This window comes from Burkholderia sp. Ac-20344 (assembly GCF_017104975.1).
In the GTDB taxonomy this organism is placed as follows: domain Bacteria; phylum Pseudomonadota; class Gammaproteobacteria; order Burkholderiales; family Burkholderiaceae; genus Burkholderia.
The window spans coordinates 1-738 of sequence record NZ_JAAGPP010000385.1; the positions used below are offsets into that span (position 1 = coordinate 1).

Annotated in this window: 1 protein-coding gene; it reads left to right on the plus strand. The window is 72.2% G+C overall.

The genetic code is table 11. The annotated features are described in order from the left end of the window. Window positions 1–738, plus strand: a 738-nt coding sequence (locus tag G3N64_RS39260; protein ID WP_205788916.1) for a cellulose biosynthesis cyclic di-GMP-binding regulatory protein BcsB, incomplete at both ends; no start/stop codon positions are given.

A 738-nucleotide genomic window follows, 5' to 3' on the forward strand; every position in this document is an offset into this window, starting at 1 on the left:
TGGCCGTGCCCGCGGGGGCCAGCGCGGCCGCAACCGGTCTGCCGGCGACGACGGTGCACCTGCCGTTCGCGTCGCTCGGTGCGTTCGATCCGCTGCGCCTGCGCGGCGCCGACGACGCGCGCACGATCAACGCGGGCGTGCGGCTCGACCGCGTGGTCACCGGCGCGCGGTTGCGCCTGACCTACGCGTATTCGCCGTCGCTGGTGTTCCCGATGTCGCACCTGAAGGTGTCGGTGAACGGCGAGGTCATCGCGACCGTCCCGTTCGACGCCGTGCAGGCGGGCCGCACGGTCACGCAGGAAATCCCGATCGATCCGCGCTACTTCTCGGATTTCAACCAGATCGGCCTGCGCCTGATCGCGCATTACTCGCTCGACCATTGCGAGGATCCGTCGAACTCGGCGCTGTGGGCCGACGTGAGCCCGAAGAGCGAGCTGATCCTCGACGAATCGCCGGTGCGCCTGCCGAACGATCTCGCGCTGCTGCCCGCGCCGTTCTTCGACCGGCGCGACAACGGCCGCGTGCGGCTGCCGTTCGTGCTGCCGGCGTCGCCCGATTCGGCGACGCTGCGCAGCGCGGGCGTGCTCGCGTCGTGGTTCGGCGCGCTGGCCGACTACCGGCATGCGCGGTTCCCGGTGTCGTCCGGGCTGCCGGCCGACGACCAGGCGGTGGTGATCGGCACGGCCGCGACGCTGCCGGCCGGCCTCGCGCTGCCGTCGATCAACGGCCCGCTGCTCG